Source organism: Microbispora sp. ZYX-F-249 (assembly GCF_039649665.1).
Lineage (GTDB): Bacteria > Actinomycetota > Actinomycetes > Streptosporangiales > Streptosporangiaceae > Microbispora > Microbispora maris.
In genome coordinates this window covers 62,919-87,616 of the sequence record NZ_JBDJAW010000024.1, presented here as the reverse complement: position 1 = coordinate 87,616, position 24,698 = coordinate 62,919, and the positions used below count along the sequence as shown (strand labels likewise).

The 24,698-nt window shown below is 73.7% G+C and carries 20 protein-coding genes; 3 read left to right on the top strand and 17 right to left on the bottom strand.

The annotated features are described in order from the left end of the window. Positions 1–29: 29 nt before the first annotated feature. From murC to mraZ, 11 genes are all read right to left on the bottom strand, one after another. Positions 30–1,454 (bottom strand): UDP-N-acetylmuramate--L-alanine ligase, encoded by a 1,425-nt coding sequence (gene murC / locus AAH991_RS26025; protein WP_346228529.1) that lies wholly within the window; start codon positions 1,452–1,454, stop codon positions 30–32. Then, a complete protein-coding gene (murG, locus tag AAH991_RS26020; protein WP_346228528.1) occupies positions 1,451–2,530 on the bottom strand; it encodes an undecaprenyldiphospho-muramoylpentapeptide beta-N-acetylglucosaminyltransferase in 1,080 nt (359 codons plus the stop codon). Before murG ends, murC begins: the two co-directional genes overlap by 4 nt. Continuing rightward, the gene (gene ftsW, locus AAH991_RS26015) at positions 2,527–3,996 is read right to left on the bottom strand and encodes a putative lipid II flippase FtsW (RefSeq protein WP_346228527.1); all 1,470 of its coding nucleotides are present in this window, start codon (positions 3,994–3,996) and stop codon (positions 2,527–2,529) included. The genes murG and ftsW overlap by 4 nt, the downstream gene beginning before the upstream one ends. Further along, complete coding sequence (gene murD / locus AAH991_RS26010; RefSeq protein WP_346228526.1) at positions 3,993–5,369, bottom strand: UDP-N-acetylmuramoyl-L-alanine--D-glutamate ligase; 1,377 nt, start codon at positions 5,367–5,369, stop codon at positions 3,993–3,995. Before murD ends, ftsW begins: the two co-directional genes overlap by 4 nt. Further along, positions 5,351–6,427 (bottom strand): phospho-N-acetylmuramoyl-pentapeptide-transferase, encoded by a 1,077-nt coding sequence (gene mraY, locus AAH991_RS26005; RefSeq protein ID WP_346228525.1) that lies wholly within the window; start codon positions 6,425–6,427, stop codon positions 5,351–5,353. The genes murD and mraY overlap by 19 nt, the downstream gene beginning before the upstream one ends. Continuing rightward, positions 6,424–7,791 carry a UDP-N-acetylmuramoyl-tripeptide--D-alanyl-D-alanine ligase gene (locus tag AAH991_RS26000; protein ID WP_346228524.1) on the bottom strand — a complete coding sequence of 456 codons (1,368 nt, stop codon included), beginning with the start codon at positions 7,789–7,791 and terminating at the stop codon, positions 6,424–6,426. The genes mraY and AAH991_RS26000 overlap by 4 nt, the downstream gene beginning before the upstream one ends. Positions 7,792–7,854: 63 nt before the next feature. After that, complete coding sequence (locus AAH991_RS25995; RefSeq protein ID WP_346228558.1) at positions 7,855–9,426, bottom strand: UDP-N-acetylmuramoyl-L-alanyl-D-glutamate--2,6-diaminopimelate ligase; 1,572 nt, start codon at positions 9,424–9,426, stop codon at positions 7,855–7,857. A 79-nt stretch (positions 9,427–9,505) separates the two neighbouring features. Further along, entirely contained in the window at positions 9,506–11,236 is a 1,731-nt protein-coding gene (locus tag AAH991_RS25990) for a peptidoglycan D,D-transpeptidase FtsI family protein (RefSeq protein ID WP_507185155.1), read from the bottom strand. Positions 11,237–11,985: 749 nt separating this feature from the next. Beyond that, entirely contained in the window at positions 11,986–12,864 is an 879-nt protein-coding gene (gene ftsL / locus AAH991_RS25985; protein WP_346228522.1) for a cell division protein FtsL, read from the bottom strand. Continuing rightward, positions 12,861–13,784, bottom strand: a complete 924-nt coding sequence (gene rsmH / locus AAH991_RS25980; protein ID WP_346228521.1) for a 16S rRNA (cytosine(1402)-N(4))-methyltransferase RsmH — start codon at positions 13,782–13,784, stop codon at positions 12,861–12,863. The genes ftsL and rsmH overlap by 4 nt, the downstream gene beginning before the upstream one ends. Before the next feature lie 284 nt (positions 13,785–14,068). After that, positions 14,069–14,500, bottom strand: a complete 432-nt coding sequence (gene mraZ, locus AAH991_RS25975; protein ID WP_079318531.1) for a division/cell wall cluster transcriptional repressor MraZ — start codon at positions 14,498–14,500, stop codon at positions 14,069–14,071. A gap of 508 nt (positions 14,501–15,008) precedes the next feature. On the opposite strand from mraZ, the gene AAH991_RS25970 reads away from it, so the two are divergent. From AAH991_RS25970 to AAH991_RS25960, 3 genes are all read left to right on the top strand, one after another. Beyond that, positions 15,009–15,989 (top strand): AAA family ATPase, encoded by a 981-nt coding sequence (locus tag AAH991_RS25970; RefSeq protein ID WP_346228520.1) that lies wholly within the window; start codon positions 15,009–15,011, stop codon positions 15,987–15,989. Positions 15,990–16,051: 62 nt separating this feature from the next. Beyond that, a complete protein-coding gene (locus tag AAH991_RS25965; RefSeq protein WP_346228519.1) occupies positions 16,052–17,323 on the top strand; it encodes a DUF58 domain-containing protein in 1,272 nt (423 codons plus the stop codon). A gap of 34 nt (positions 17,324–17,357) precedes the next feature. After that, positions 17,358–19,817, top strand: a complete 2,460-nt coding sequence (locus tag AAH991_RS25960) for a transglutaminaseTgpA domain-containing protein (protein WP_346228518.1) — start codon at positions 17,358–17,360, stop codon at positions 19,815–19,817. A 212-nt stretch (positions 19,818–20,029) separates the two neighbouring features. On the opposite strand, the gene AAH991_RS25955 is transcribed toward AAH991_RS25960, so the two are convergent. The 6 genes from AAH991_RS25955 to AAH991_RS25930 form a co-directional block, all read right to left on the bottom strand. Then, positions 20,030–20,410: an SCO2097 family morphological protein gene (locus tag AAH991_RS25955; protein WP_346228517.1), complete on the bottom strand. Its 381-nt coding sequence runs from the start codon at positions 20,408–20,410 to the stop codon at positions 20,030–20,032. 147 nt (positions 20,411–20,557) lie between these two features. Beyond that, positions 20,558–21,802, bottom strand: a complete 1,245-nt coding sequence (locus tag AAH991_RS25950) for a DNA polymerase IV (protein ID WP_346228516.1) — start codon at positions 21,800–21,802, stop codon at positions 20,558–20,560. Between the two features lie 42 nt (positions 21,803–21,844). Continuing rightward, the gene (locus AAH991_RS25945; RefSeq protein ID WP_346228515.1) at positions 21,845–22,567 is read right to left on the bottom strand and encodes a methyltransferase domain-containing protein; all 723 of its coding nucleotides are present in this window, start codon (positions 22,565–22,567) and stop codon (positions 21,845–21,847) included. 57 nt (positions 22,568–22,624) lie between these two features. Beyond that, positions 22,625–23,035, bottom strand: coding sequence for a transcription antitermination factor NusB (gene nusB, locus AAH991_RS25940; protein ID WP_346228514.1), 411 nt, complete (start codon positions 23,033–23,035; stop codon positions 22,625–22,627). A gap of 1 nt (position 23,036) precedes the next feature. Beyond that, positions 23,037–23,597 carry an elongation factor P gene (gene efp, locus AAH991_RS25935; RefSeq protein ID WP_346228513.1) on the bottom strand — a complete coding sequence of 187 codons (561 nt, stop codon included), beginning with the start codon at positions 23,595–23,597 and terminating at the stop codon, positions 23,037–23,039. A 25-nt stretch (positions 23,598–23,622) separates the two neighbouring features. Then, on the bottom strand, positions 23,623–24,684 hold the full coding sequence (locus AAH991_RS25930; protein ID WP_346228512.1) for a M24 family metallopeptidase: 1,062 nt from the start codon (positions 24,682–24,684) through the stop codon (positions 23,623–23,625). Between the last annotated feature and the right edge of the window lie 14 nt (positions 24,685–24,698).

The following is a 24,698-nucleotide window of genomic DNA, read 5'->3' as shown; positions in this document are numbered from 1 at the left end:
CCGGCTCGCGTCCCGGATCACGCCCCGGATCACTGGGCGGACAGCTCCGCGACGATCCTCGGGCCGAGCTCCGTCACGTCTCCCGCGCCCATGGTGAGCACGATGTCGCCGGCCCGGGCCCGGCCGGCGACGAGCGCGGGCACGGCCTGCCGGTCGGGCGCGTAGACGACCCGCTCGGCGGGCAGCGGGACCTTCCCCGCGACGAGGGCGCCGGAGACCCCCGGCTCGGGGTCCTCGCGCGCGCCGTACACGTCGAGCACGACCACCTCGTCGGCGAGGCCGAGCGCCGCGCCGAACTCGTCGGCGAAGAACCGCGTCCGCGAGTACAGGTGCGGCTGGAAGACCGCGATGACCCGGCCGTCGCCGGTCACGACGTCGCGGGCGGCGCGCAGGTCGGCGGTCAGCTCGGTCGGGTGGTGGGCGTAGCTGTCGTAGACCGTCACGCCCCCGGCCTCGCCCTTCGACTCGAACCGCCGCTTGGCCCCGCCGAAGGCGGCCAGGCCCTCCTTCACGTCGTCGAAGCGCAGGCCGAGGTGGAGGGCCACGGCGATCACCGCGGTGGCGTTGAGCGCGTTGTGCCGGCCGGGCACGGCGAGGCGCACCTCGCCGCGTCCCGGTCCCCCGGGCGCGGCGGGGCCCAGCTCGACGGCGAACTCCACGCCGAGGCCGCGCGGCACCACGTCGGTCGTGCGCAGGTCGGCGCCCTGGCTCTCGCCGTACGTCACGACGGTGAGGCCGCGCTCGCGCGCGACCGGCACGAGGGCGGCGGCGCCCGGGTCGTCGGCGCAGACCACGAGCAGCGACCCGATCCGCTCGACGAAGCGGGCGAAGCTGTCGTGGACGGCCTGGGGGTCGCCGTAGTTGTCGAGGTGGTCGGCCTCGACGTTCGTCACCACCGCGATGCCCGGCGCGAGCATGAGGAACGAGCCGTCGCTCTCGTCGGCCTCCGCCACGAACACCTCGCCCGCGCCGTCGTCGGCACCGAGCCCGGTCGTCACGAGCTGCCCGCCGACGCAGTACGACGGGTCCTCCCCGCACTTCTGCAACGCCACCGTCAGCATCGAGGTGGTCGTGGTCTTGCCGTGCGTGCCGGCCACGGCGATGCCGGTGCGGCCGGTCATGACCGACGCCAGCGCGGCGGCGCGCGGGATCACCCGCAGGTCCTGCCGCAGCGCCTCCCCCAGCTCGGGGTTGGAGTCGCGGATCGCGGTGGACACCACGACCGTGTCCACGTTCTTGATGTGCGAGGCGGCGTGGCCGACGTGGATGACCGCGCCCAGCTCACGCAGCTCGGTCAGCAGCTCCGAGGGCCGCGCGTCGCTGCCCGACACCGGCACGCCCCGCTTGAGCAGGATCCGGGCGATGCCCGACATCCCGGCGCCGCCGATGCCGATGAAGTGCACCCGCCCCAGGTCGGCCGCGGGCACGGGATCCACGAGCTTCACGAGACTCATCGGTGAGCGATCTCCAGCACCTTGCGGGCGAGCGCCGTGTCGGCGTCCTTGCGGCCCATCCGCGACGCGGCCTCGGACATCGCGACCACGCGCTCGGGGTCGTTCAGGATCGGCAGCAGCGTCTGGACGATCCAGGCGGCCGACAGGTTCGCGTCGTCGACCATCAGGCCGCCTCCGCCCCGCACGATGGGCTCGGCGTTGAGGCGCTGCTCGCCGTTGCCGTGCGGCAGCGGCACGAACGCCGCGGGCAGCCCCACTGCGGTGAGCTCGGCGCACGTCATGGCGCCCGCGCGGGACAGCACGAGGTCGGCGGCGGCGTAGGCGAGGTCCATCCGGTCGACGTACGGCAGGATCACGTACTGCGGGTCGCCCGGCGGGGGCTCCACCTCGACGGTGTTCTTGGGCCCGATCACGTGCAGCACCTGGACGCCGGCCGCCCGCAGGTAGGGCGCGGCCTCCAGCGCCGCCTGGTTGATGGAGCGGGCGCCCTGCGAGCCGCCGAACACCAGCAGCGTCACCCGGTCGGACTCCAGCCCGAAGTACGACCGCGCCTTGTCGCCCATCGACAGCCGGTCCATCATGCTGATCTCGCGGCGCAGCGGGATGCCGATGTACTCGGCGTTGGGGAGCGCGGCCTCCGGGTGGCCGGTGAAGACGTGCTCGGTGAGACGGGCGCCGAGCCGGTTGGCCAGGCCGGGCCGGGGGTTGGCCTCGTGGACCACGATCGGCACCCCGCGCCGCCGGGCGCCGAGGTAGCCGGGCGTGGCGACGTACCCGCCGAAGCCGACGAGGACGTCCGCCCCGACCCTGTCGAGGATGCCCGCGGCGCTGCCGATGGCCCCGGCGAGGCGGCCGGGCACGGTGAGGAGCTGAGGGCTGAGCGAGCGGGGCAGCGGCACCGCGGGCACGAGTTCGAGCTCGTAACCCCGGGCGGGCACCAGGCGGGTCTCCAGACCGCGCTCGGTGCCGAGGCAGGTGATGCCGATCCCCGGGTCGAGCCGGCGAAGCGCGTCGGCCAGCGCGAGCGCCGGCTCGATATGGCCGGCCGTCCCGCCGCCGGCGAGGACCACCCTCATGTCACTCCCTGTTCTCGCGGATGTTCTCGCGGATGTTCTCGCGAGTTGTCCCGCGTCCGTTCCCGCGTCGTTCCGTTCCGTGCCGTCCGCGGCCGCGCTTTCTGCGCCGCCTGCTGCCGGGCCGGTGCCCGCGAGGCCGCGGGCCGCCGCCTGGCGCGGCCGTTCAGGCCAAGCCAGCTTAGAGCCCGCGCGGCCGGTCCCGGGCCACGAGCCGCCAGCGCCTCGGCCGCCCCGGGCTCCTGTTTGGCGAACGACAGCAGCATGCCGAGCGCCGCGAGCGTCGGCAGCAGCGCCGATCCGCCGTACGACACCAGGGGCAGCGGGATGCCGGTGACCGGGAAGACCCCGATGACGGCGCCGATGTTGACGACGGCCTGCCCGGCGATCCAGGCGGTGGTGGCGGCGGCCGACAGCCGGACGAAGGGATCCTTCGTCCGCATGGCGATGCGCAGCCCGGCGTAGCCGAGCAGGCCGAACAGCGCGACCACCACGAGCGTCCCCATCAGCCCGAGCTCCTCGCCCAGGATGGAGAAGATGAAGTCGCTCTCCGCGTGCGGGACGTAGTTCCACTTCTGCCGGCCCGCGCCGAGCCCGAGGCCGAACCAGCCGCCCGAGCCGATCGCCATCAGTCCCTGGGCGGACTGGAACCCCTCGTCCTGCGCGGTCTCCCACACGTGCATGAAGCCGGTGAGACGGCCGAGCCGGTACGGCTCGACGATGATCATAGTTGCGGTCGCCAGCACGAGCAGCGCGAGGATCCCGCCGAACAGCCGCACCGGCGCGCCGACCACCCACAGCAGCGCGAGGAAGATCATCATGAGCACGAGCGTGGTGCCGAGGTCGCGCCCCAGCATGACCAGGACGGCCAGCAGGGCCACGCCCGGCATCAGCGGGATCAGCAGCTGGCGCCACTCGATGCGCCCGGCGCGCGCCCGCGCCGCGAGCAGGTCGGCCCCCCACAGCACCAGGGCCAGCTTCGCCGGCTCGGACGGCTGGACCGAGAACGGGCCGATGACGATCCACCGCTGGGCGCCCAGCAGCTCCTGGCCGAGGAAGATGACCATCAGGAGGCCGAGGATCGACAGGCCCATCAGCGGATAGCCGGCCAGGCGGAAGAACCGCTGCGGCAGCCGGGAGCAGACCCACATCAGGGGGAGCCCGATCGCCACGGACGTGACCTGCTTGAGGAACCAGTAGAACGGGTCGCCGGTCCGCTGCAGCGCCTCGATGCTCGACGCCGACAGCACCATCATCAGGCCGAGCGCCAGCAGCAGCGCGCTGCAGCCGAGCACGAGGTGGTAGGACGTCAGCGGGCGGCCGAGCAGCTCGCGCAGCGCGGCGAGCTGGGCGGCGGCCCAGCCGATGGGCTCGGGCCCCTGACGCTCGGACCCTTGGCGCTCGGGCCCCTGGCGCTCGGTCTTCCGCGCGGGCGCGGCGCCGGCGGGGCCGGCCGCGGGGCCCGTCACCGGTCCGCCAGCCGCTGCACGGCTCGGGCGAAGGCCTCCCCACGCGCTCCGTACGAGGTGAACATGTCCAGCGAGGCCCCGGCGGGGGCGAGCAGCACGGTGTCGCCCGGGGTGGCGAGCCGGGCGGCTTCGGCGACGACGCGGTCCATGACCCCAGTGTCTTGCCCAGGCACGTCCACGACGGGGACATTCGCGGCGTGTCGCGCCAATGCCCGGCGGATCGCGTCCCGGTCGGCCCCCAGCAGCACGGCGCCGCGCAGCCGGGGCGCGGCCTGCCGTACGAGCTCGTCGACGTCGGCGCCCTTGAGCTGCCCGCCCGCGATCCACACGACCGACTCGTAGGCGGCCAGCGACGCGGCGGCCGCGTGCGGGTTCGTCGCCTTGGAATCGTCCACGTAGTCGACCTCGCCGACCCGGGCGACGTGCGCGATCCGGTGCGGGTCGGGGGTGAACTCCCGCAGGCCGCGGCGTACGGCCTCGGGCGGCACGCCGTACGCGCGGGCCAGGGCGGCCGCGGCGAGCGCGTTGGCGACGTTGTGCGGGGCGAACGGCCGCACGTCGGCGAGGCAGGCCAGCTCCTCCGCCGTGGTCGCCGGGTCGGCCACGAAGGCCCGGTCGACGAGCAGGTCCTCCACGACTCCCAGCTGCCCGGGCCTGGGCACGGCGAGCGTGAAGCCCACCCGCGAGGCGTACGGCTCGGCCAGGCGGGACGACCACGGGTCGTCGGCGTTGTAGACCACGGTCCCGGCGTGCGCGAAGACGCGCGCCTTGGCCGCGGCGTACTCCTCCATCGAGCCGTGCCAGTCGATGTGGTCCGGCGCGACGTTGAGCACGGCCGCCGCGAGCGGGGCCGGGGTCGAGGACCAGTGGAGCTGGAAGCTCGACAGCTCCACGGCCAGCACGTCGTACGGCCCGTCCACGGCCTCCACGATGGGCACCCCGACGTTGCCCACGGCCAGGGCCTTGTGCCCGGCGGCGGACAGCATGGAGGCGAGCATGCGGACGGCGGTGGTCTTGCCGTTGGTGCCGGTCAGCGCGAGCCAGGGGGCGGCCGGCTCCTCCCGCAGCCGCCAGGCCAGCTCGACCTCCCCGATGACCTCGACGCCCGCGTCCGCGGCGGCGACGAGCAGCGGGGTGGCGGGCCGCCAGCCCGGCGAGGTGACCAGGAGCGAGGCGCCGGCGGGCAGGGCGGGCTCGCCGAAGCGCACCTCCACGCCCAGCGCGGCGAGCTCGGCGGCCGTCGCGCGCTGCCGCTCGCCGTCCGCGGCCTCCAGCACGATCACGCGCTCGCCGCGGGCGGCCAGCGCCCGCGCCGCGGCGGCGCCCGACACGCCGAGGCCGGCGACGACGACGTTCACTGTTTCGGCATCCATTCGAGGTAGAACAGTCCGAGACCGGCGGCGACGCACAGCGCGGCGATCAGCCAGAAGCGCACCACGATCGTCGTCTCGGCCCAGCCCGACAGCTCGAAGTGGTGCTGGAGGGGCGCCATCCGGAAGACGCGTTTGCGGGTCAGTTTGAAGGACCCGACCTGGATGATCACCGACATCGTGATGATCGCGAACAGGCCGCCCAGGATGACGAGCAGGAGCTGGGTCCGGGTGGTGAAGGCCAGGCCGGCGATCACGCCGCCGAGGGCCAGCGATCCGGTGTCACCCATGAAGATCTTGGCGGGCGGGGCGTTCCACCACAGGAAGCCCAGACAGGCGCCCAGCACCGCCGCCGCGACCACCGCCAGGTCGAGCGGATCTCGCACCCAGTAGCAGTTGGGCCCGAAGCCGACCGTCGTGCAGCTGTTGCGCAGCTGCCAGTTGCCGATCAGCACGTACGCCGCGAGGACCAGGCAGGTGGCGCCGGAGGCCAGGCCGTCGAGGCCGTCGGTCAGGTTCACCGCGTTGGAGAAGCCCACGATGAAGAACACGACCCAGATCATGAAGCCGATCAGGCCGATGGACGGCCCGATGTCCCGCAGGAACGACACGTGCGTGGTGGCCGGGGTGACGGCGTAGGCGTTGGGGAACCGCAGGACGAGCACCGCGAAGATCACGCCGACGACGAGCTGCCCGCCGGCCTTGGCGCCGCTGCGCAGGCCGAGGCTCCGCTGCTTGTAGATCTTGATGAAGTCGTCGAGGAAGCCGACCGCGCCGAGGCCGGTCATCAGGAACAGCACCATCAGGGCCGAGGCCGTCGGGGGGTCGCCGACCTCCGCGAAGACGGTCACCCCGTGGGCGACGAAGTAGCCGATCAGCGACGCGATGACGATCACCGTGCCGCCCATCGTCGGGGTGCCCTTCTTGTCGTAGTGCCCCGACGGCCCCTCCTCACGGATGTTCTGGCCGTAGCCCCTGCGGGCGAACAGCCGGATGGCCAGCGGCGTGCCGACCATGGACAGAATCAGCGAGATCGCCCCCGCGATGAGGATGTTCCTCACCGGGCGTCACCTCCGAGGATCGCCTCGGCGACCCGCTCGAGCCCGGCCGCACGCGGCCCCTTCACCAGCACCACGTCGCCCGGCGCGAGCCGGTCCGACAGTTCCCTGGCCGCCGTCGCGACGTCGGGCGCGTAGATCGCGGCGGGCGCGCCGGCGAGCACGGGCTCGGCGTCCTCCCCCACGACGACCAGCGCCTCCAGTCCCACGTCCGCGGCCAGCCGCCCGAACTCCTCGTTCAGCGCCGGGCCGTGCTCGCCCAGCTCGCGCATCGCGGCGATCACCGCGAACCGCCGCCGCCCCTCGCCGATGACCGCGAGGCTGCCGATGGCGGCCCGTACGGAGTCGGGGCTGGCGTTGTAGGCGTCGTTGATCACGGTCACGCCGTCGGGCCGCTCGGTGACCTCCATGCGCCACCGGCTGCGCGGCTCGGCCGCCGACAGCTCCTCGGCGATGTCCGCCACCGGCAGCCCCAGCTCGTGGGCGGCCGCCGCCGCGGCGAGGGCGTTGGACACGAGGTGCGCGCCGTGCAGGCGCAGCCGGACCGGCGCGGCGCCGGACGGGGTGCGCAGCGTGAACGAGGCGCGGCCGGTCGCGTCCAGCGCCTCGTCCTCCGCCCGCACGTGCGCCTCGGGCGAGCGCCCGAAGTAGGTCACCCGCGCGCGCGTACGGCCGGCCATCGCGCGCACCAGCGGGTCGTCGGCGTTGAGCACGGCGACCCCGTCGGCGGGCAGCGCCTCGACCAGCTCGCCCTTGGCCCGGGCGATCGCCTCCTTGCCGCCGAACACGCCGAGGTGCGCGGCGCCGACGTTGAGCACCACGCCGATGCGGGGCGGGGCGATCCTCGCCAGGTAGGCGATGTGACCGACGTTGCGGGCGCTCAGCTCCAGGACCAGGAACCGGGTGGCCTCGTCGGCCTTCAGCACGGTCAGCGGGTGGCCGATCTCGTTGTTGAACGAGCCGACGGGGGCGATGGTGGGGCCGAGCCGCGCGGTGAGGCCGGCCATCAGGTCCTTGGTCGTGGTCTTGCCCGCGGACCCGGTCACGCCGACCACGGTCGCGGCGGGCAGCTCCGCCACCACGGCCGTGGCCAGCGAGGCCAGGGCCGCGAGCGGGTCGTCGACGATCACGGCCGGCGCCTCGACGGGCCGGGTGGCGAGGACGGCGACGGCGCCGGCGTCGTGGGCCTGCCGGGCGAAGTCGTGCCCGTCGGCCCGCTCGCCCTTGATCGCCACGAACAGCGAACCCGGTCCGGCCGCCCGCGAGTCGATCACGACGGGTCCCCGGACGACGGCCGAGGGGTCGGCCGCCGCGTTCAGCGCTCCGGACGTGATCTCGGCGACCCGGGCCAGCGGCAACGGGATCATGGTGTCTTTCCTGCTCTCTTTCGCGTCGCTAACTCGGCCGCCAGGGCACGGCCCGGCATCGGCTCACGCATCGGCGGCCTCCCGCGCCGCCCGCCGTGCCAGGCTCCGTTCCGCGATGGCCGCGGCGGCCACCTCGCGGTCGTCGAAGGGGACGACCCGGCCCCCGGCATACTGCCCCTGCTCGTGTCCCTTGCCGGCCACAACTACCACATCTCCGGGCGCGGCACCGCAGATCGCCAGGCGGATGGCGGCCGCCCGGTCCGGCTCCACGATGACGTGGCCCCGCTCCTCGATGGGTACCCGCAGCGCGCCCTCCAGCATCGCGGCGAGGATCGCGAGCGGGTCCTCCGTACGAGGGTTGTCGCTGGTGAACACGGCCAGGTCCGCGAGGCGGACGGCGGCCTCGCCCATCATCGGGCGCTTGCCGCGGTCGCGGTCGCCGCCGCAGCCCAGCACGATGACCAGGCGGCCGCCGGGCCCGTCACCGAGCACCGCGCGCAGCGAGCGCAGGACCGACTCCACCGCGCCCGGCTTGTGCGCGTAGTCGACGATCACCTGCACGTCGTCCGCGCCCGGCACCCGCTCCATCCGTCCCGGCACGCCGGAGAAGTCGCGGACGCCGGTCACCGCGGCCTGCAGCGGGACCCCCGCCTCGACCAGGGCCACCAGCGCGCCGAGGGTGTTGGCCACGTTGAACGGGCCGGGCAGGGCCACCGACACCTCGGCCTCGACCCCGCCCGGACCGACCAGGCGGAACCGGCTGCCCGCGGCGCCGAGGCGCACGTCCTCGGCGCGCCAGTCGGCCTCCGGCGCCCCGGTGGCGGAGAACGTGGTGATCGGGATCTTGGCCGTGGCGGCCAGCTCGCGTCCGTGGGCGTCGTCGATGTTCACCACGCCCGCCCGGCTGAACTCCGGGGTGAACAGGCGGGCCTTGGCCGCGAAGTAGTCGTCCAGGTCCCGGTGGAAGTCCAGGTGGTCCTGCGACAGGTTCGTGAAGATCGACACGTCGTAGAAGAGGCCGTCGACCCGGCCGAGGGCCAGGGCGTGGCTGGAGACCTCCATGGCCGCGGCGCTCACGCCCCGCTCGCGCATCAGCGCGAACAGCCCCTGCAGGTCGGTCGCCTCGGGGGTGGTGAGCTCGGGGGTGAAACGCACGTCGCCGGCGCGGATCTCCACACCGCCGACCAGGCCGGTGCGGTGGCCCGCCGCCCGCAGCCCCGCCTCCAGCAGGAACGTCGTGGTGGACTTGCCGCTGGTGCCCGTGACGCCGATGAGCGTGACGCCGGCCGCCGGTCTGCCGTACACCCAGGCGGCGACCTGCCCCAGCACCGCCCGCGGATCGGGCACGACGAGCACCGGCAGTCCGGTGGCGGCGGCACGGTCGCGGCCGTCGGGGTCGGTCAGGATCGCCGTCGCGCCCGCCGCAAGCGCGTCCGCGGCGAACTCCGCGCCGTGCCGGGCGTTGCCCGGCGCGGCCACGTAGAGGTCGCCGCGCCGCACCCGGCGCGAGTCGAGGGTGATGCCGGTGACCGTGCCGCGGACCGCACGCGCGCCGGGCGACGGGACGGCCGACGACGTGCCGAGCAGGGACGCCAGCGCGGACAGCGGGCGGGCCTGGACGGCCTCGGGACGCATGGACGACGGGGAACGCACGGCGAGAGCGTACCCCCCTCCGTCGCTCGTCCCGGCCACTCCGGCTCCCGTCACTCGCCGGTCACTCCGCCGGGCGAAGGAGCATCTCGGGCGCCTTCGTACCCGTAGGGGGGATCTTCCTGCTCTTCAACGCGAAAGTCATGACGTCCTTGAACACCGGGGCGGCGATGGCGCCGCCGTAGTGGCCTTTCTTCGGATCCTGGATGACCGCCAGGGCCATCAGCCGGGGCTGGTCCGCGGGGGTGAAGCCGACGAACGTGGCGGTGTACCCGCAGTATCCCGCGCACTTCTCGTCGTACCGCATGGCGGTGCCGGTCTTGCCCGCGACACGGTAGCCCTCGATCGAGGCCTCCTCCCCCGTGCCCTCGTGGCCCACCGCGGCCTCCAGCATCAGCGCGATCCGCCGGGCGGTCGTCTCGCTGATGACGCGGGTGCCCTTGGCGGCCGGGCTGGGGACGAACGCCCCGTGCGCGTCGGTCGTGCCCGCGACGATCGAGGGGGTCACCCGCACTCCGCCGTTGGCGATCGTCTGGTAGACGCCGGCCATCTGCAGCGCGGTGACCGAGATGCCCTGACCGTAGGCGATGGTACAGCGCTGGCTGCCCGACCACGTCTGCCACTGCGGCAGCAGGCCGGCCTGCTCGCCCGGGATCCCGGCCCCGCTGCGCGCGCCGAATCCGAACGACCGGAACATGTCGTACAGCCGCTGGCTGGAGATCTTGTCCGCTACCATGATCGTGCCGACGTTGCTCGACTCGGCGAGGATCCCGGTGAACGTCAGCAGTTCGGGTGCGTGCGGGTGGGAGTCCCTGAGCTGCCGGTCGGCGCACTGGATGTGGTCGGGCACGCGGAAGGCGGTGTCGGGGTCCACCACGCCGGCCTCCATCGCCGCCGCCGCCGTGATGACCTTGTTGGTGCTGCCCGGCTCGAAGATCTCCGACGCGGCGCGATTGGCGCGGTCCTCCGCCGGCGCGGACTGCCAGCTGTTGAGGTTGGCCTGGGGCGCGTTCGCCATGGCCAGGATCTGACCGGTCCGCACGTCCATGACGATCACGCTGCCGCTGCGCGCCCCCGTCTGGCGGACCTGCCGGGCCAGCGACTCCTCCGCGGCCCACTGGATGTCCCTGTCGATGGTCAGGCGCACGTCGCGCCCCGGCACCGGCGCCTCGCGCTGGCTGCGCGTCATCGGGATGCGCTGCCGGTTGGCGCCGAGCTCGATGCTCTGCTTGCCGTCCTTGCCCGCCAGGATGTCGTCGTACGCGCTCTCCAGGCCCTCCAGGCCCCTGCCGTCGACGCCGACGAAGCCGAGCAGGCCGCCCGCGAGCGAGTTGCCGGGGTAGAGACGGCGGTAGGTCTCCTTGACGCCGACGCCCTTGAGCTCGAAGCCCATGATGCGCTTGGCCCGCGGCGGCTCGACGTCGCGGGCCAGCGGGATGTACCGCTGCTCGGTCTTGGCCAGCGCGGCGGCGATCTCCTCCTTGGGCTTGTTCAGCTCCCGTGCCAGTGTGGTGGCGACCAGGTCGCGCTTGGCCGGGTCGACGTCCTTGGGGTCGACGTAGACCTCCCTGGCCTCGACCGTCACGGCGAGGTCGTGTCCCCCGGCGTCGGTGATCGAGCCGCGGCGCGCGGGCAGCGTCTCCGGCTGCACGCGCTGCTGGGCGGCCTTCGCCTGGAGCACCTTGGAGTCGAAGCCCTGCAGCTGGACCAGCCGTCCGGCGAACAGCGACAGCACGATCGCCATCACCACCAGCGCCGCCCTCAGCCGGCGGGCGGGGTTGCCCAGCCGGAGCACGGCGGGCGGACGCGGCGGGCCCGGCGGTCCCGCGGGACGCTGCGGATTCGGGCGCTGCGGGCCGGACGGGGCGCCGCCGGGACGGGGACGGCCCGTGCCGGCCCTGCCGGGCGCACCGGTCGAGGGAGCGCTGTGTCCGGGAGCGCCGTTACCGGAAACGCCGGGCCTGCCGGCGACACCGGGCTTGCCGGCGACACCGGGCCGTCCCACGGCAGTGGGCTTTCCCGCGGCAGCGGGCTTGCCGTTGGCGCCCGGTCGGCCGGGGGCGCCGAACGCGCCCGGCCGCGGCTGCCCCGACCCCGTCGCGGACCGCTTGTCGTCGCCCGATGCGGCGGCGCCGCGCGGCCTGCCGCCGGCCTCGCCCGGTCCGCTCGCGCGCCCGCCTCGCGGACGCCCTTCGCCTCCGCCGGGATGCTGCGTGCCGGCGCGGCGCGGGCCGCCGCCGGGCACGCCGGGCTCGCCCCTTCGCGGCGTGCGTGCGCCGTCCGTCCGGCCGCCCTGTCCTGCGCCGCCCTGCCTGCCGCCGCCTTCCGGGGCGCCGCCGTTCCGGCCGCGCCGTACCGGGCCGCCCGTCGCCTCGTCGCGCCCGGGGTCGGCCGGCCGGCCGGGACGGCCCGGCCTCGGCGGCCCGTCCTGCCGGGACGGCCGCCCCGGGGAGCCCGGGCTCCGCCTGTCACCGCCCGGGCCCTGGCCACCGCCTCGCCCGCTGGGACCCCCGCGGCCGGGACCCGGGTTCCGGCCGCTGTCTCTCACCGGTCCGTGCCCTCCTTCTGGGCCTGCTCCTGCGCCGTGCCGCCCGTGCCCGTGCCGCCGGGGTCGAGGAACTTCGGCGCGGTCTTGTCCTCCTCGAGGCCCTGCGCCCTGCCCTGCTCGTCCACCACGTCCGGCTGCGTCCACCGGCGGAGCTGGTTCTCCTGCTCCGCGGCCTGCTCGTGCAGTTCGTCGATGCTCGACCGCAGGTCGGTAAGCCGGAACGAGTCCTGCGCGAGGACCGTGTTGAGCAGCAGGAGGGTCACCAGGCCGCCGCACATGAGACCCACGACGAGCAGCACGAACGGCGCACGCGGCGGCCGCCGGAACGCCCGCCGCGCCATTGTGGCACGCGCCGACGTCGCCGGCCGGGTTTCCGCACCGCCGCGCCGGACGCGGCGCGGAGCGGGCGCGACCTCGGTGCGGCCGTGGGTCTCACCGGGCGGCGCGGGACGGGTGACCGTGCGGGACGCGGCTGCGCGCGAAGCGGCCGTGCGGGGAGCGGCCGTGCCGGAGGCGGCGCGGGTGGCCGTACGCGTCCGGGAGCCGTCGCGCTTCGGGGACGCGACGGACCCGGTGGACGCCGCCGGTGCGCCGCCCGGCCCGGCGGCCGGAGCCGCCTCACGCCGGCGCCTGCCGTCCGCGCCCTGGCGGGAGGCCGGGGCGGCCTCACGGCGACGACTCTCCGTACCGCCTACGCGGGGGGCCGGGACGGCCTCGCGCCGGCGGTCGTCACCGGGCGTGGGCGCGCCGGGGCGGACGCGGCGCTCCTTCGGAGTGGTGACGGCCTCGTCCGCCGTCGCGGCGGTCCGGCCCGGCACGCGGGGTGGTGCGGCCGTGCGGCCCGCCGCCCTCCTGCTCTCCTGCTCTGTCCTCATCCCTCGCGGATCCTCTCTGCCGCCCGCAAGCGGGCCGAGGCCGCCCGCGGGTTGCGGGCCACCTCCTCGTCGTCCGGGAGCTCCGCTCCCCTCGTCAGAAGGCGGAACCGGGGCTGGTGAGCCTCCAGGGGGACCGGCAGCCCGAGAGGGCTGGTGTCCTTGGTTCGCGCCGCGAGGACCTGCTTGGTGAGCCGGTCCTCCAGGGAGTGGTAGGCGAGCACGACCACGCGCCCGCCCAGCGTCAGCGCGTCGAGCGCGGCGGGGAGCGCGCGCTCGAGCGCCGACAGCTCCCCGTTCACCTCGATGCGCAGCGCCTGGAACGTTCTCTTCGCCGGGTTGCCCCCGGTCCGCCTCGTCGCGGCGGGTATCGCCGCGCGGACCAGGTCGGCAAGCCGTTTCGTGCTGGTGATGGGGTCCTTGGCGCGCTCCTTGACGATGAGGCTCGCGACGCGTGCCGCGAAACGCTCCTCGCCGTAGTCGCGCAGGATGCGGGTCAGGTCCGCGGCGGAGTAGGTGTTCACCACACGCTCGGCGGTGAGCTCCTGCTCGCGGTCCATCCGCATGTCGAGGGGGGCGTCGTAGGAGTAGGCGAAACCGCGCTCGGCCTCGTCGAGCTGAGGGGAGGACACGCCGAGGTCGAACAGCGCGGCGTCCACGCGGGGCCGACCGGCGTCGTGGAGCACGTCGGCCAGTTCGTCGGAGACGGCGCGCACCAGAGTGACCCGGTCGGCGTACGGCGCGAGCCGGGCGGTGGAACGCTCGATGGCGGTGGGGTCGCGGTCGATGCCGACGAGGTGGAGGGAGGGGTGGGCGGCCAGCAGCGCCTCGGCGTGCCCGCCGAGACCGAGGTTGGCGTCCACGACCACCGGCTCCGGTCCGGACAACGCCGGAGCGAGCAACTCCAGCACGCGATCGAGCATGACCGGAACGTGACCACCCGGCTGACCGGGCTCGTGCGACAACGCTTCCAACCCCCATTACGCCGCAGTACTCGCGGATTCGCGGCTGTGCCGCCGGTGACTACCCAACGGACCCCCACCCATGCCGGTTCCCTGGGAACCGACCCGTCCGGCCAGGTCCCCATCCGCGTCGCCGGCCGTGGCGTCTGACACCGGGGAAGGTGCATCAGCTGCCACTTGGGAGCGGGTGGAGACCTCGCCGAACGTCACCGACGGGTCAATCGATCGAAAAAGAAAGGACCGGTCTACAGAATCCCGGGCAACACCTCCTCCGACAGGTCGGAGAAGGCCTGCTCCTGGGCTTCCAGGTAGGTGTCCCATGCCTGGGCGTCCCAGATCTCCAGTCGCGTGTTGGCGCCGATCACGACGCAGTCACGTTCCAGCCCGGCGTAGCGCCGCAGCGTCTGGGGAATCGTGATGCGCCCCTGCTTGTCCGGCACCTCGTCGGACGCACTGGCGAAGAAGACACGGCTGTAGTCGCGGACCGCCTTCGCCGTAACCGGAGCGGTACGCAGGGCCTCGGTGATGCGCTGGAACTCCTCTACGGGGAAGACGTAGAGGCAGCGCTCCTGGCCTTTGGTGATCACCAGACCCTCCGCCAGCTCCTCGCGATACTTCGCCGGCAGGAACAGCCGTCCTTTGTCGTCGAGGCGCGGGTGGTGGGTGCCGAGGAACACCGGACCCACCTCCTGTGCCTTGTGGAGCGCCCAGCGCTATAGCCCCTGCCCTCCACTGCGCACCACCATACTCCACTTCTCCCCACCGTCAACTGATTCTGAGCGTGTCCGCATTCAAAATGCGCGGCGTTTTCGCAGGTGAAATGGGGTGGGTCGGAGTGGGGCGCGGCGGCGCCCCCCGGCCCCCGCACGGGCGTGTCGGCACCACCGGAAACCCCGGCGCGTACGGGGTTCCCGGTGCCGGGCCGGGGGCCGGTGGAGGGAAGTGGAGCGCACGGGGACCGCCCGGGGTTCCCGTGTCCCGAGATGTCGCGGGATGTCGTGGATGTCACGGGATTCGGACGAGCGCGGAACGCGACCGCGAAGAGAGGCCACAACACTGTGGGCAGTTCACCCGGATTTCCGGACAAAGTCGCCCTACAAGCACAGGGGACATAGGGTCAGTGCACAGAATGGAAAAGGAACGTTTAACGCCCCATTCTCGGGGACGCACCCTCATGGAGGCCTGGTGGCAGTAACTCCCGACGTCACCGATGCGGCAGCCCGGCTCGAGGATCTGGTCGACACCGCCCACCGGATCCGCAACGCGATCGAATCAGTGATCGAGGGCAAGAGCGACGTCGTCCGCCTTACTCTCACCGTGCTCCTGGCGGAGGGCCACCTGCTCATCGAGGACGTGCCCGGCGTGGGCAAGACGATGCTCGCCAAGGCCTTGGCGCGTTCGATCGACTGCCCGGTCAAGCGCGTGCAGTTCACCCCCGACCTGCTGCCGAGCGACATCACCGGGGTCAGCGCGTACAACCAGCAGACACGGGAGTTCGAGTTCAAGCCCGGGCCCATCTTCGCCAACATCGTCGTGGGCGACGAGATCAACCGCGCCTCCCCCAAGACGCAGTCCGCCCTCCTCGAGTGCATGGAGGAGCACCAGGTCACGGTCGACGGCGCGACGTACGCGCTGGAGTCGCCCTTCATGGTCATCGCGACGCAGAACCCCATCGAGATGGAGGGCACCTATCCCCTCCCCGAGGCGCAGCGCGACCGCTTCACCGCGAAGATCGCCATGGGGTACCCGGAGACGGCCGCCGAGCTGGAGATGCTCGACGTGCACGGCGCCTCCCAGCCGCTGGACAAGATGGAACCGGTCGCGACCACGGCCGAGGTCGCCGCGCTGATCCGGGCCGTCCGCGCGGTCTACGTCTCGCAGCCGGTCAAGCGTTACGCGGTCGACCTGGTGGCGGCGACCAGGCACTCCCCCGAGCTGCGGCTGGGCGCCTCCCCGCGGGCCACCCTTCATCTGGTGCGCGGCGCGCGGGCCCACGCCGCGCTGGCCGGTCGCGACTACGTGATCCCCGACGACCTGCAGGACCTGGCCGTCCCCGTGCTGGCGCACCGCCTGCTGCCGAGCCTGGAGGCGCAGGGCCAGCGCCGCCACGCGGAGCAGATCGTCGGCGAACTGGTGCGCCGCGTTCCCGTCCCCGACGCCAAGTAGCGGACGCAAGTGAGCCGGGCGCGTGTCCGGCGCAGTGACAGTGAGCAAGTGACGGAGGGCCCATGACCGGGCTGAAGGCTCTGACTCCGCGGGGACGGTCGTTCCTCGCATCCGGCGTGGCGGCCCTGCTGTGCGCCCTCGTGCTCGGGGAGCAGGACCTGCTCCGCGTGGCCGTGCTGATCATCGCGATGCCGCTGCTCGCCTCGATGGTCGTGGCGCGTACGCGATACCGGCTCGCCTCCGCCCGGCGGCTGAGCCCGGCGCGGGTGCAGACCGGCGAGGAGAGCACGGTCACACTGCGCCTGGAGAACGTCACCCGGCTGCCCACCGGGCTGCTGCTGGTCGAGGACACCCTGCAGTACGCGCTGGGCACCCGGCCGAGGTTCGTCCTCGACCGGATGGAGCCGCGCGGCATCCGGGAGATCGACTACAAGGTGGGCTCGGACCTACGCGGGCGCTTCCCGATCGGACCGCTTTCCGTGCGGATCGCCGACCCGTTCGGGCTGGTCGAGCTGACCCGCTCGTTCACCGTCACCGACACGCTCGTGGTCACCCCCGAGGTGGTGCCGCTGCCGCCGGTACGCCTGGCGGGCGAGTACAGCGGCGGCGGCGACAGCCGTACGCGGTCGGTCGCCGCGGCGGGCGACGACGACGTGGCGCCCCGCGAGTACCGCCAGGGCGACGACCTGCGCCGGGTCCACTGGCGCTCGACAGCGCGGCGCGGCGAGCTGATGGTCAGGCGCGAGGAGCAGGAGTGGCAGAGCCGGGGCGCGCTGCTGCTCGACACCCGCAGGCACGCGCACCGGGGCGAGGGGCCGCGCTCGTCGTTCGAGGTGGCGGTCTCGGCCGCCGCGTCCATCGGCGTGCACCTGTCCGCCGAGGGACTCGCCTTACGCCTGGTCACCGACCAGGGCGCGCGGCATGTGGTGGACAGCGGCCAGTCGTGGTCCCTGCTCGACACGCTCGCCGTCGTCCGCCAGAGCACGGCGCGGTCGCTGGAGCACGGCGTCGGCGCGCTGCGCCAGGGCGGCGGGGAGGGACTGATCATCGCGGTCCTCGGCGCGCTCGACCCCGAGGAGGCCCGGACCCTCGCCCAGCTCAGGCACTCGGGCGTGACCGCCGTCGCGGTCCTGCTCGACCTCGCCTCCTGGGACCGCGCCTCCGGGAACGGGGCCTCCGGGAACGGGGCCTCCTGGGACGACGCCGCCGCCGAGAACGCGCGGACCGCGCGGTCCGTGCTGACCGGCGGCGGATGGCGGGTGCTCGACCTGCCCGCCGGCGCCTCGCTGGCCGGCGTGTGGCCGGAGGCCGGCAGCAAGCGGAGCGCGGCCTGAACCGGCCGGTCCGGCGGGACGGAAGGTAGAAGGAATGAAACTGCCGGTTGCGGCGGGGCTGGCCACGGCGGCCGTCACGGTCACGCTCTACCCCCTCTTCGAGGGCGGGTCCTGGTTCTGGTCCTGCGTGGGGGCGGTCCTCGTCACCACCCTGGCCGGGGCGGCGGCCTCCCGCCTGGGCGCCCGTCCATGGGTGGCGCCGGCGGTGACGCCCGTCGCGGTCCTGTTCTATCTGACGGCCGTCTTCGCTCCGGAGGAGGCGTGGCTGCGGGCCGTCCCCACCAGGGACTCGGTCGTCCTGCTCGGCGAGCTGCTCGGCTCCGGGTTCGACGACATCCAGCGGTTCGCCGCCCCGGTGCCGGTCCAGCCCGGCATCACGCTGCTCACCACGGCGGGCGTGGCGCTGATCGCCCTCCTCGTGGACGTCTTCGCGGTGCGGCTGCGCCGGGCGGCGCTCGCCGGGCTGCCACTGCTCGCCCTGTTCACCGTGCCCGCCGCGGTGATGACGGAGCCGATCGGGTGGCCCGCGTTCGTCGTCGCGGCGTTCGGTTACATCGGCCTGCTCGTCGCCGACGGGCGGGACCGCCTGAGCCGCTGGGGCCGCACCGTGGTGGTGCGCCGTTCCGCCGGCTCGGCGCGCGGCGCCGCCCCCGACACCGAGCGGCTCGCCCTGTCGGGCAAGCGCATCGGCGTCACGGCGATCGCGCTGGCGATCCTGGTGCCCGCGGTGCTGCCCGCGCTCACCCCCGACCCGCTGTTCGGCTTCGGCGTGGGCAACGGCCTCGGCGGAGGCGGCGGCAACATCGGCATCCCCGACGCCATCGCCAAGCTCGGCGGCCAGCTCAGGCAGCAGGGCAACGGCACCGTGCTCACCTACACCAGCAGCGACGACGTGCCGCGTTACCTGAGGATCTACTCCCTCGACATCTTCGACGGGACGAAGTGGACGCTGGCCCCGCTGCGCGGGCGCCCGGAGGACCGCGTGTCCGAGGGGCCGCTGCCGCCCGCTCCCGGCCTGCGTCCCGGGGTGACGCTGAAGCGGGCCGAGATGCGGGTCGCGATGAGCGAGGACATCGACGAGCTCAACTTCCTGCCGTTGCCGTATCCGGCCCGGCAGGTCGAGGCGGACGGAGACTGGCGCGCCGACCGGGCCTCGCTGATGGTCTTCTCCACCGAGGACGAGGCGGCCGGGCTGGAGTATCGGGTGGTGACCGAGGAGCCCGAGCCCACCACGACGGAGCTGCGCACGGCGGTGACGCTGCCCGACAGCGACCGCTACCTGCAGCTGCCCGACGGGCTCGATCCCCGGGTGGAGGCGCTCGCGCGGCGGGTCACCGCCGACGCCGCCACGCCGTACGAGAGCGCGGTCGAGCTCCAGGAGTGGTTCACCCGGAACGGCCGTTTCACCTACGACCTGCGCGCGTCCGGATCGGGCGCCCAGGCCCTGTCCCGCTTCCTGCTGCGCGACCGCAGGGGCTACTGCGAGCAGTTCGCCGGGGCGATGGCCGTGATGGCGCGCCTGCTCGGCATTCCGGCACGGGTGTCGATCGGCTACACGGGCGGCACCAAAATCGGTGACGTGTGGACGGTCCGCACCCATGACGCGCACGCCTGGCCCGAGCTGTTCTTCGACGGCATCGGCTGGCTGCGGTTCGAGCCCACCCCCGCGGGGGCGGGCGGTCAGGGCACGGCCCAGGTGCCGGCGTATTCGCTGCCCGTCACGCCGACGGCCGAGCCCAGTGCGGGCGCGTCCGAGGGGCCGTCGTCGGACGACGAGGACACCGGTCAGAGCGCGGGACCCGCCCGGCCCAACCCGCGCCAGCTCGACCGCGACCTCGACGGCACGCCCATCGCGGCCGACCCGGGCACGCCCGCGGCGGTCACGTTCGGCATCGGCGCCGCCGCCGCGCTCGCCCTGCTGTTGCTGCCCGCCGCCGCACGGCTCCTGGTGCGCCGCCGGCGGCTGCGCCGGCTGACGCGGCCGGCCACGGGAGGCCACGCCGCCTGGGCGGAGCTGCGCGACATCCTCACCGACCTCGGCATGGCCGGGGAGCCGAGCGAGACGCCGCGCGCGCTCGGCCGCCGCATCTCCGAGCGGTACTCCCCCGGGCCGCAGGCCGCCGAGTCGCTCGCCCGCGTCGTCACCTCGGAGGAACGGCTCAGGTACGCCCCCGCGCCGTCGGCGTCGGGCCCCGTCCCCGCGGACCTGCGCCGCATCAGGCGCGATCTGGCGTCGAAGACCTCACGATGGCGGCGGCTGGGCGCCACGCTGGTCCCGATGTCCGTCCTGCTGCGGCTGCGGGCGGCCGGCGAGAGCGTGCTCGACGTGTTCGACCGGCTGGAGGGACTGCGGCCCCGGCTCTGGCGGACGGGGCTCCGGCGGACGGGGCCCGGGCCGGCCAAGGGGACATCGCCGGGACACGGGACCGCCACGACGCCCGGGCGTCCCGCCGGGTCCGGACAGGACCGGACTCTGACCGGCACCCGACGCTGAGCTGTCACTCCGGCCGGTCCGGCACGCGGTTGTTCTGTGACCCGGCCGGCCCGGCACTCCGGCTGCCCTGTCACTCCGGCTGCCCTGTCACTCCGGCGCACGGCCGCGCCCGGGTGACGGGGCAGCCGGTCCGCGCCGGGGAGAGGATTACTCGCCGCAGACGACTCGGTGGGCCCGCTTCGCGGGCCCACCGGCGGTGGCTCAGATGGGGATCAGTGCTCGTCGTGGCGGCGGCGCCAGCGCTCTTCCATGCGCTCCATGAAGCTCTGCCGCTGCTGGGGGCGGCGGCCGCGCTCGCGGGACGGCGGGGAGTCACCGAACCCGCTCATGCGTTTCCAGCTCGACAGGCCCCACAGACAGGTGGCCAGCATGACCACGAAGCCGGCGGCACCGAGCCAGATCTGGGCCGCGACGACGCCGACCATCAGCAGGACCACGCCGAGTGCGAAGCCTATGGAGGCCTTCACCAGGCGGCGCTTGTAGTGGCTACGCGGATTGCTGATCCGTACGGTGTTCGCCCACTTCGGGTCCTCGGCATAGAGGGCCTGCTCGATCTGGTCGAGCAAGCGCTGCTCGTGCTCAGACAGCGGCACGGCGCCTCCCAAGGACGGCCCCATTCAGGGGAAGACGGCAACGGACGACACGGGGTGTCCGAACCTCGCGGTCGGTTATCCCCAGAATACGAGGCCTCAGACGTAGGCGAAAGAAAACGTCCAACGCGGTCCAAACCGGAGGTGACGTCATGGACCTATTGGACCAAATGGACGGCGAACAAGCGACGCCGGTTTCACCGCGTCCGGGCCGAACCTGCGGGCCGCCCGGTCCATGGCCTGTTCGGCCTCCCGCCAGCCGGTCTCCCGCTCTCCCAGGCTTATCTGGCGGGTCGCCGCGGCGGCCGGGACCAGGTTCTCCACGCGTACGCCGACCAGTCGCAGTCGTACCCGCTCCAGCCCCGCAGCCTCGTAGAGCTCGCATGATGTGTCGAAAATCTCCTTCGCGACGTCGGTCGCCTCGCGCAGCGTACGCGACCTGGTGATGGTCGTGAAGTCGGATCGGCGGAGTTTGACGCTGACCGTGCGGCCCACGTGCCCGCCGGCCCGCAGCCGCGCGGCGACCCGTTCCGACAGTCGCAGCAGCTCGCGCCTGATCGTCTCCGGGTCGTCGACGTCGTGCGGGAACGTCTCCTCGTTGCCGATGCTCTTGTCGGGCGCGTGCGGCACCACCCGTCGCTCGTCGCGTCCCCAGGCCAGGGCCGCCAGGTGCGCGCCGACGGCGCCGAACTCACGCTGGAGCGTCGCCACCGGCACCTGGGCCAGATCCCCCACGGTGCGGATGCCGAGCCGTACGAGGGCCTGCTCGGTGCGCTCCCCCACCCCCCACAGGGCGGCCACGGGCAGCGGGTGCAGGAACTCCACGACCCTGCCGGCCGGGACCACGAGCAGGCCGTCGGGCTTGCACTGGCGCGAGGCGAGCTTGGCCACGAACTTCGTGCTCGCCACCCCCACCGAACAGGTGATGCCGTACCGCTCGGCGACCTGGGCGCGGATCAGCCGGGCGATGGCCGCGGGGCTGCCCAGTCTGCGGCGGGCCCCGCCGACGTCGAGGAACGCCTCGTCGGAGGCGATCGGCTCCACCTCGGGGGTGATCGACTGGAAGATCTCCATGACGCCCCGGGACACCTCGGCGTACTTGGCGTGGCGAGGCGGGATGACCGTGGCCTGCGGGCAGATGCGCCGGGCCCGCGTCATCGGCATCGCCGAGTGGACCCCGAACCGGCGCGCCTCGTAGGTGGCGCTGAGCACGACGCCGCGCGCGCCCGTGGCGCCGACGATGACCGGGGCGCCCCGCAGCTCCGGGCGGTCGAGCAGCTCGACGCTGGCGTAGAAGGCGTCCATGTCCACGTGCAGGATCGGGCAGCCGCTGTCGTCGACCGGCCCGTCCGGCGGAGGCGAGGGATCCCGAGGCAGCAGCTGGTTCCGGGACATGAGGTCACCCTACCCGAGCACCGCACTACCCGAACATGGTTTCTACTCGCGGTACGCGGTGACGTGGATCTGGGTGGCGACGTCGCGGAGCACGGGGTGGGCCGCCGCCGCCCGCTCCAGCGCGACCAGGCCGTCGGGGTCGCTCTCGGCGAGCATGCCCGGGACGAGGTCGGCGAAAATCCGCACGCCCTGGACGTCGCCGACGGCGAACCCGGCCGCCTCCAGCAGCGCCCCCAGCGTCTCACGGGAGAAGCGGCGCGGCGTGGGGTCGCGGTCCCCCCAGCGGCCGGCCGGGTCCGACAGCACCCGGCGCGCCTCGTCGAAATGACCGGCCAGCGAGCGGTGGACGGCCGCGGCGACCGAGTTGGCGGCAAGCACGCTCACCACGCCGCCCGGCCGCAGGATGCCGTGGACCGCGCCCAGCGCGCCCGCCGGATCCTCGACGTACTCCAGCACGCTGTGGCACAGCACCAGGTCGGCGCTGCCGGGTTCGAGCAGGTCGCCCAGATCGGCGGCGTCGCCCTGCAGGCCCTTCACGCCGACTCCCGTCTCGGCGGCGCGGCGCTCCAGCGCGGCCAGCGAGTCGGGCGTCGGGTCGACCACGGTCACGACGTGCCCGAGCGTCGCCAGCGGCACGGCGAACCCGCCGGTGCCGCCGCCGGCGTCCACGATGTCGAGCGTGTCGCGCCCGGTCGCGGCCGTCCGCTCGGCCAGGAGCGCGCGCAGCGCCTCCCAGACGACGGCGCGGCGTGTGGCGTCACGCACTTGCGGCCTCCCTGTCGGGGCTGTCGGTCCGCCGGGCGGTGCCGGGGGCGGTGGGGTTCAGAGCGAAAGCGAGGGCTTGAGCTGCTTGAAGCGGGCCAGCAGGCCGTTGACGAACTGCGGCGACTCGTCGGTCGACAGCTCCGCGGCCAGGTGCACCCACTCGCTGATGACGACGCCCTCCGGAACCTCCTCCGACCACAGCATCTCGTACGTCCCGCCGCGCAGGACGTTGCGGTCGACGGCCGGCATGCGCTCCAGCGTCCAGCCCTCGGCGTACGTCGAGATCAGCTCGTCGATGCGCTCCAGGTGCCGGACCACGCCCTCGACGAGGAAGGAGGTGTACTCGTTGACCGGAGGGTCCGACCGCTCCACCCGCTCGGCGAGGACGTCGAGCGGGCTCACCTGCCGGGCCTCCGCCTCGAAGAGGATGTCCAGGGCGCGGCGGCGGGCCTTCCCCCGAGCCGACACGTCAGGCCCGACCGAGGTACTCGCCGGTGCGAGTGTCGACCTTGACCTTCTCGCCGGTGGTGATGAAGAGCGGGACCTTGATCTCCGCGCCGGTCTCCAGCGTGGCGGGCTTGGTGCCGCCGGTGGAGCGGTCGCCCTGCAGGCCCGGGTCGGTGTGCGAGATCGTCAGCTCGACGGCCGCCGGGAGGTCGACGTACAGCGGGTTGCCCTCGTTGAAGGCGACGGTCGCCGTCGTGTTCTCCAGCATGTAGTTGGCGGCGGTGCCGACGACCGAGCGCGGGATGTTGACCATGTCGTAGGTCTCGGTGTCCATGAAGACGAAGTCGTCGCCGTCGAGGTAGGAGTACTGCATGTCCCGCTTGTCGACGTTCGCCACGTCGACCTTCACGCCGGCGTTGAAGGTCTTGTCGACGACCTTCCCGGACAGCACGTTCTTGAGCTTGGTGCGGACGAACGCGCCGCCCTTACCCGGCTTGACGTGCTGGAACTCGACAACGGTCCACAGCTGCCCATCGTCGAGCTTGAGCACGAGTCCGTTCTTCAGGTCGTTCGTCGTCGCCACGTAGCGTCTCCCGCGTGCGGCTGCCCTACAGGACGAGCAGCTCCTTGGTGGTCAGTGTGAGAAGCTCCGGCCCGTCACCACGCGTGATCAGCGTGTCCTCGATGCGCACACCGCCCCTGCCCGGGAGATAGACCCCCGGCTCGACGGTGATCGGAACTCGATCCTCTAGTCTACCGGTCCTGCCAGGGCCCAGGAACGGCAGCTCGTGGATCTCCAGGCCGACCCCGTGGCCCAGCCCGTGGCCGAACCGCTCGGCCTGACCCGCTTCGGCGATGACGGCACGCGCCGCGGCGTCCACCTCGCCCGCCGTCGCCCCCGGCCGTACGGCGTGGCGGCCCGCGCGCTGGGCCCGCCGTACGAGGTCGTAGAGGTCGCGCTGCCACGACGCCGGCGGGCCCACGGCGACCGTGCGGGTCATGTCGGCGTGGTAGCCGTCGTAGCGGGCGCCGAAGTCCATCGTCACCAGGTCTCCCCGCTCGATCGGCCGGTCGGAGGGCGAGTGGTGCGGGATCGAGCCGTTGGGGCCGCTCGCCACGATGGAGTCGAAGGCCGGCTTGTCCGCGCCGAGCTCGACCATGGCGGCCTCCAGCCACCGGGCGACCCGCCGTTCGGTGACGCCGGGGACGACGCGCTCCACGACCAGGGAGAACGCCTCGTCGGTGATCGCGCAGGCGCGGCGCAGCGCCGCGATCTCCCCCTCGTCCTTCACGGCTCTGACGGCCTCCACGAGGCCATCCACCGGCGTGAGACCGGGATGCGCGGCGGCGAGCCGCCCGAACTGTCCCACCGACATGTGGCCGGCCTCCACCGCGACCCGCGCCGTGTGCGGCACGCGGCCGAGCAGGGCCCCCGCCACGTCGCGGTCCTCGATCACCTCCACGCCCTCGCACACGGCCTCGGCCGTCTCCAGGTAGCGCGAGTCGGTGGCGAGCGCCGCCTCGCCCGTCCCGGTGACGAGCACGGCGGCGTTGGAGCTGGACAGGCCGGTCAGGTAACGGACGTTGACCGGCCAGGTCACCAGAACGGCGGCCGTGTCATGCTCGGGGAGTGCCGCGGCCAGCCGCGCGCGGCGAGATGCGTGCGTCACGCCCCGGACTCTAC

Bases quoted from the DNA above. Each gene is read 5' to 3' on its own strand.
- murC (WP_346228529.1), bottom strand. From the start codon at position 1,454: ATGAGTCTCGTGAAGCTCGTGGATCCCGTGCCCGCGGCCGACCTGGGG.
- murG (WP_346228528.1), bottom strand. From the start codon at position 2,530: ATGAGGGTGGTCCTCGCCGGCGGCGGGACGGCCGGCCATATCGAGCCG.
- murD (WP_346228526.1), bottom strand. From the start codon at position 5,369: ATGGATGCCGAAACAGTGAACGTCGTCGTCGCCGGCCTCGGCGTGTCG.
- AAH991_RS26000 (WP_346228524.1), bottom strand. From the start codon at position 7,791: ATGATCCCGTTGCCGCTGGCCCGGGTCGCCGAGATCACGTCCGGAGCG.
- AAH991_RS25995 (WP_346228558.1), bottom strand. From the start codon at position 9,426: ATGCGTCCCGAGGCCGTCCAGGCCCGCCCGCTGTCCGCGCTGGCGTCC.
- ftsL (WP_346228522.1), bottom strand. From the start codon at position 12,864: ATGAGGACAGAGCAGGAGAGCAGGAGGGCGGCGGGCCGCACGGCCGCA.
- rsmH (WP_346228521.1), bottom strand. From the start codon at position 13,784: ATGCTCGATCGCGTGCTGGAGTTGCTCGCTCCGGCGTTGTCCGGACCG.
- AAH991_RS25965 (WP_346228519.1), top strand. From the start codon at position 16,052: ATGACCGGGCTGAAGGCTCTGACTCCGCGGGGACGGTCGTTCCTCGCA.
- AAH991_RS25960 (WP_346228518.1), top strand. From the start codon at position 17,358: ATGAAACTGCCGGTTGCGGCGGGGCTGGCCACGGCGGCCGTCACGGTC.
- AAH991_RS25950 (WP_346228516.1), bottom strand. From the start codon at position 21,802: ATGTCCCGGAACCAGCTGCTGCCTCGGGATCCCTCGCCTCCGCCGGAC.